The sequence below is a fragment of the Mesorhizobium sp. WSM4840 genome (genome assembly GCF_055811755.1).
The window spans coordinates 25,810-32,012 of sequence record NZ_JBVVQD010000048.1 but is presented as its reverse complement, the minus strand read 5'-3'; the positions used below and the strand labels follow the sequence as shown (position 1 = coordinate 32,012).

5 protein-coding genes are annotated in these 6,203 nt (G+C 63.2%); 2 read left to right on the top strand and 3 right to left on the bottom strand.

The window, feature by feature from the left end; all coding sequences use genetic code 11:
- Positions 1 to 189: 189 nt before the first annotated feature.
- The 3 genes from AC0L3I_RS34265 to AC0L3I_RS34255 form a co-directional block, all read right to left on the bottom strand.
- On the bottom strand, positions 190 to 1,914 hold the full coding sequence (locus AC0L3I_RS34265) for an adenylate/guanylate cyclase domain-containing protein (protein ID WP_473529870.1): 1,725 nt from the start codon (positions 1,912 to 1,914) through the stop codon (positions 190 to 192).
- A gap of 581 nt (positions 1,915 to 2,495) precedes the next feature.
- On the bottom strand, positions 2,496 to 4,241 hold the full coding sequence (locus tag AC0L3I_RS34260; RefSeq protein ID WP_473529869.1) for an adenylate/guanylate cyclase domain-containing protein: 1,746 nt from the start codon (positions 4,239 to 4,241) through the stop codon (positions 2,496 to 2,498).
- 356 nt (positions 4,242 to 4,597) lie between these two features.
- A complete protein-coding gene (locus AC0L3I_RS34255) occupies positions 4,598 to 4,744 on the bottom strand; it encodes a hypothetical protein (RefSeq protein ID WP_473487888.1) in 147 nt (48 codons plus the stop codon).
- A gap of 133 nt (positions 4,745 to 4,877) precedes the next feature.
- Between AC0L3I_RS34255 and AC0L3I_RS34250 the strand changes: the two genes are divergently transcribed.
- Positions 4,878 to 5,456 carry a Spy/CpxP family protein refolding chaperone gene (locus AC0L3I_RS34250; RefSeq protein ID WP_473529868.1) on the top strand — a complete coding sequence of 193 codons (579 nt, stop codon included), beginning with the start codon at positions 4,878 to 4,880 and terminating at the stop codon, positions 5,454 to 5,456.
- 43 nt (positions 5,457 to 5,499) lie between these two features.
- Positions 5,500 to 6,201: a response regulator gene (locus AC0L3I_RS34245; RefSeq protein WP_473529867.1), complete on the top strand. Its 702-nt coding sequence runs from the start codon at positions 5,500 to 5,502 to the stop codon at positions 6,199 to 6,201.
- The last annotated feature ends 2 nt before the right edge of the window (positions 6,202 to 6,203 follow it).

Genomic DNA, 6,203 nt, shown 5'->3' with positions numbered 1-6,203 from the left:
GTAAAACACCCAACCATATCGCCGCCCCTTGTTTGGCCCCCGTGGGACCCCCCCGGGTTAAATCCCCCCCATCCACCCGTGTCCCCCCCCGCGCGGCGCCCTGTGCGGCGCTCGCGGCTTCGTCCTTGGGTGGGGGGCCGGTCTTTTTTGCCTGTCCCCGATTGGATCTGGTTCGTAGTTACGGGCTGGCTAGGCAATACCGGCTTTCAGCAGTCCTTCGCGGACGTGCTGCACATCAGACTCCTGGGCATAGTGCAGGGTGGCGATAAATGAATCGAGGTCGAATTGGGGATCGAGCGTTCTGATCTTGCCTAGATGCGCCGCGGCCGCGATTTCGTCGCCGAGCCAGCCGTAGCAGGCAGCGGCGAAAGCGTGCTGAACCGAGTCCATGGTTGACAGATGCATGAAAGCTTCGATCGCCTCGCCATACTGGTGCGCGGCGAAATGCGCCTTTCCCAGATGGCTCCAGAACCTCTCCGGGTGGTGCGGGTTCAACTGCATTGCCTTGCGGATCCATTCAATTCCCTCTTCCGGCCTCCCCAGCCACGTCAATAACTCGCCTTGCTGCACCACCACGAGGTCGTAATTGGGATTGAGGGCGAGGGCGCGCTCTTGATGGTAGCGCGCTGTGGTCAGCTCATTGTTGTTCACGTTCACTGCGGCGAGGATGCGGTGGACATCGGCATCGTTGTCGTCCAGCGCCAGCGCCCTGTCCAGCGCTGCCATGATGTCGTTCCAGACGGCATCCCTGTCTTGGCACCAGTTATGGACCCAGGCCTGGCCAAGAATGCAGGCCCGCCAGGCATGGGCATGGGCATAATCGGGGTCGAGCGCGACGGCCCTGCCTATCAAGGTTTGCGCGCGTTCATTATCCGCAAGCGTGCTTCGGTGATGCAGCACCTTGGCAGCAAGCACACATTCATACGCGGCCATGTTTGCAGGTTTCGCCCGGGCGAGCTGGTCCCGCTGAGCCGCCTCGACACGACCGGGCAGCGTGGCTGCGATCGCCGCGGTCACCTCATCCTGAATCGCGAATATGTCGTCCAGCTTCCGGTCATATTTGTCTGCCCAAATATGAGCGTCATTCGCCGTGTCGATGAGCTGAACCGTCACGCGCACCCTGTCGCCGATCTTGCGGACGCTTCCCTCCACCAGGTATTGGACGTCGAGTTTCTCGGCCACCTCGCGCACATTCACGGCGCGGTTCTTGTAGACGAAGCTGGAATTGCGCGAGATGACGAACAGCTCATGGTGGCGGGACAGTTCGGTGATGATGTCCTCGGTCAGTCCGTCCGCGAAAAATTCCTGCTCGGGGTCGCCGCTCATGTTGTTGAATGGCAGCACCACTATCGAAGGTTTCGAGATGGATCGCTTTGCCTCGACTTCTGGCAGGACATGACTGTCAAACCCAATGCGATAGAGGCGAACCGGGCGGCTGATGTTCTTTAACGTCTTCTCGCCCAGGTCCTCCATGGCAATTTCGAGACGGTCGGCAATTTGGGTCGCCACCGCTGCGGTCACGCAGATACCGCCGACGTCGGCGAGTTGCTCGATGCGCGAGGCAATATTGACGCCGTCGCCGAAAATGTCCTCATCGTCGAAAATGATGTCGCCGAGATTTATGCCGATCCTGAATTCGATACGCCGTTCTTGCGGCACATCCGAATTGCGCCGTTTCATGCGCTGTTGGATTTCCACGGCGCATTTCACGGCATCGGTCACGCTCTGGAACTCAACGAGCATGCCGTCTCCGGTGGTCTTGATGATCCGGCCCTTGTTCTTCGCGATGGCGGGATCGACCAGTTCTATGCGATGGGTCCGAAGGCGTGCGAGCGTGCCGGTTTCGTCGGCCTCCATTAGCCGACTGTAGCCCGCCATATCGGCAGCCAGAATTGCGGCTAGTCTCTGTTCCATCGCTTGAACCAAAAACCAAGCCTATCCTTCCTGGGCTGCCAAATCCAGCAATTTGGGCTTATGGCTGAAACAAGAAGTCTTCCTACCGCAGCAGCAAGAAAGGGCGGATCAGAACCTTCCGCCAGGTGGCTGCGAACTCGATCGCATCAATGCGGCTTCCGAGCGCGACTAGTTAGGCGCGTTGATTTGGGCTTCAATTTTCCTTGGCTCGTGGGTACCCCTCGAACCGTGCGATTGCATTTTACGTGCAAAGGCTATCCGTCCGCTTCGTGCCCCAATCTCGGTCGTTGGGGGTACTTTCGCTGCTTCTGAAAGCCGACATTCCAAACGGGTCACGCTTGCCGACGTGGTTTGACCCAACGGCGACATTTGTCTGGACCGTCGGTAGGTCTCGTCAGGGTGGAAGCCGGAGTTCGACGCGAACCTAACAGAGAGCTCGCCGGCTGTTCACGGCTGCTCTACGCGCTCAGTCCTCGGACAAGCCGGCCAGAGAACTATCCTTCCAGAAGCGACGCGGGACCAAGGGACGTCGCCTGGCCGGAGGTGACGCGCAGGAGAGCGCATCTTTGCAACCGCGACGATCACTCCGGCACGCCGGAGATGCCCAGCGCCTCGACGTAACTCTCGGCGAATACCTTGTCCCGCCACGGGTTGATCTGTCTCTGCAGGGTGAGCGTGTAGGTCGGGAACGCCTCCATCAGCCGCCGCGCCGCCGCCTGCGCCTCGTCCAGCCGGTTGAGTTTGACCAGCGCCATGATCACCACCCGGTGCGAGGAGCCGTAGTTCGGCATCTCGTGCAGCGCGCGTTCTCCCCATGCCAGCGCTTCTTCGTAGCGCTCGAGCATCAGGTAGCTCATCCCGATGCCGGAGAGCGCGATGCCCTTCTCGGGGTCGACCGGGCTCAGCCGCATTGCCCTGTGAAAGTGCTCGATCGCAACGAGCGGGCGGCTGGAATGTGCGTTCACCCAGCCGCTGCCCGTATGGCCCTGCGCCGAATTGGGGTTGAGCAGCAGGGATCGTTCGATCGTGCCCAGCGCCATCTCGTAGTCCTTCGCGCTGTAGGCGATCACCTGCGCGGCGAAGCGTAGGCTGGTGGGGTCGTCGCGCGCTTCCGCCAGTACCTCGCGCGCCATGCGCGCGGCGACTCGGGTATCGTCGGGCTCGTGCCAGCACTGGCTCACGGATAGGCTGCGGATATAGGCGCCGAGTGCCTTCGCCAAGTTGAAGCTAGGGTCGATGCTGAGCGCCTCGTTGGTGAGCCGGCGCACGTCGGCAAAGCCTTCGCGCGTCATGCTGTAGAAGCGCGGCAGCGCGCGAAGGTAGAGGTCGTAGGCGCTGATGTAGTCGGTCGGCTTCATGCGCGCCTGCTTGATCTCCTCCAGCCGGATGCTCGGCTCGACGGCGCCGACGACGCTCTCGGTCACCTTGTCCTGCAGGTCGAAGATGTCGCTCACGTCGCCCTCGAAGCGGTCGGCCCAGACATGGTGTCCGCTGATCGCGTCCACCAACTGCCCGCTGATGCGCACCCGCGATCCTGCTCTGCGGATGCTGCCTTCGAGCACGTAGCGGACGCCCAGCTCGCGCCCGACCTGGCGCAGGTCCACCGCCCGGCCCTTATAGGTGAAGGACGAGTTGCGGGCGATCACGAAGAAGGAGTTCACTCGGCTCAATCCCGTGATGATGTCCTCCACCAGCCCGTCGGCGAAGTATTCCTGGTCGGGATCGCGGCTCATGTTGGTGAAAGGCAGAACCGCGATCGAGGGTTTCTCGGGCAGGGGAGGCAGTGCAGTCACCGAGGCGCTGGCGTCGGTCTCGACGCGGTAGGCGCGCACAGGCCGCTCGATGTTCTTGAGGCGCAGGTCGCCGAGCGGCGTGAAGCCGCAGTCGAGCTTGCCCTGAAGGTGGTCGTAGGCGGTGCCCGAGACGACCACGGTGCCGGGATCGGCGATGCTTTCGAGGCGGGCGGCGATGTTGACCCCGTCGCCGTAGAGGTCGCCGTCCTCCTCGCAGACCACGTCGCCGAGATTGACGCCGATGCGGAAGCGAATCCGCTCTTCCTCGGGCGTCTCCGCCTCGTGTTCTGCCAGGGCCTGCTGGATCGCCATCGCCGAGGTCACCGCGTTAACGACGCTCGCGAACTCGCACAGCATGCCGTCGCCGGTGAGCTTGACGATCCGACCCTGGTGCTCGGAGACCAGTGGTTCGAGGAGGTCCTTGCGGTAGATCTTCAGCCGCTCGAGCGTGCCGCGCTCGTCGCGCTCCGTCAGGCGCGAATAGCCGACCACGTCGCAAGCCAGGATCGCTGCGAGGCGGCGCTGCGTGGTCATTGCACCGCTCAGCCAGGCGCCTGCACGCGGGCCGCCCCGCGTCCATGTCCTGCCAACTTCCGGACGCCCTACGTGCATGGTATCCATCTCTCCCAGTCGCCGCCCGTCGCCGATACAGAACGGAGAACGCAGCTTGACCTTGCCTTCACGAGACTTCGCTATCCCGCTTGCGAGCGTTCCAGTCGCCGCGCTAACAGCCAACCCGACGACACGCCCACGCAGCCTCTGGGGACGCTGACCACTCCCAGAAGGCCGGAGATATTTCCTGCTCTGTGTAACCGGTTGACGCCACCGTGGCGGTGCTTTTGTCACCGCGATGTAACAGCGAGATGCCCTACGAACGCCCGCATCGGGCATCACACCAGACGTTCGCGCTTAGAGGTGCTGAGGTCGGCAAGTGGCGCATCCTTCAGCAAACCGTAAAGATTGACCCTTACGGCCACATCGATCAGATCAAGCTCAAGACGCGGGGTTTCAGGTAGGGTGGAGAACCACCGCAGCACTCCCGCTGCTCCGCCGCAATAGCGCCTTGCCGGCTTCACACAACTTTACACTCGCCCGCAACGGCCGAAACATTGCGCTCCTAGTCTGGCCCAGTCGCGGCAGAGATGCCGCATTAGCGAAAGGACCAGCATCATGGAAACGAACCATCAGGAACCGGCCGGCCTCTCCGGCACCCCGCAGAAGAAGAGCTGGGGCAAGCGCATCGCCATAGGCGGCATTGCGATAGCGGCGCTTGCCGGCGTCGGCGTCGCCGGCGCGCTCAGCCAGGATTACGGGCGCATGCAGCGCTTCAGCATGGGCGAGAGCGACGGCGGTCCCGGCATGCACATGCAGGCCAATTTCCGCCACGGCATGGGGTTTGGCGGCCCGGGTTTCGGCGGCCATCACTTTGAGCGCATGCTCGATGAGGTCGACGCCACACCCGAGCAGGAAGACAAGCTGGAGGCGATCATGGACAAGCTCCACGACGATGTCCGCCCGATCATGCGCGGCTTCCGCGACACGCGAGACGATGTCGCCAAGCTGCTCGGCGCCGCAACCATCGACCGCGAGGCAGCGGAGAAGCTGCGAGCCGAGCGCATCGCGGCGGTCGACGAGGCCTCGCGCAAGCTGACGACGGCGCTGCTCGACGCCGCCGAGGTGCTGACGGCCGAGCAACGGGCGGAGCTGGTCGAACATTTCGAGGATCGCGGCTGGCACCGCCGCTGGTAAGCTCTGTGCCGGCACAGTTTCGAATCGGAGCAAACAAACGAGCATGGCGGACCAGGTTCTCATCGTCGACGACGACAGGCGCCTGTCCGCCATGCTCGCGGAATATCTGACGGGCAACGGCTTTCGTGTGCGAGCGGCGGAGACGGCTGGCGCAGGCATTGCCGAGATCGCGCGGCTGTCGCCCGATGCCGTGATACTCGACGTCATGCTGCCTGACATGGACGGCTTCGAGGCGCTCAAGCGCATCCGCGCGAACTTCGATGTGCCGGTTCTGATGCTGACGGCGCGAGGCGACGAGACCGACCGCATCGTGGGGTTGGAAATAGGCGCCGACGATTATCTGCCGAAGCCGTTCAATCCGCGCGAGTTGCTGGCGCGGCTGAAGGCAATCCTGCGCCGCCGCAACGCCGGCGCGAACGCCTCCCCGCGCATCCTCCGCTTCGGACGGCTGGAGATCGACCCTTCCTCGCGCTCGGCCCGCGTCGACGGGCGCGACTGCCCGATGACCAGCTACCAGTTCGACCTGCTGGTGGCGCTCGCCGAAAATGCCGGGCGCACGCTGTCGCGCGAGCAGCTCATGGACATGGTCAAGGGCGAAGAACTGGAAGCGTTCGACCGGTCGATCGACGTGCATGTCTCGCGCATCCGCGCCGCGATCGAGATCGATCCGAGACATCCTCGCCGCATCCTTACGGTACGCGGCGCGGGCTATGTCTTTGCCCGTTTCCAGGACGGTGACAGATAAGC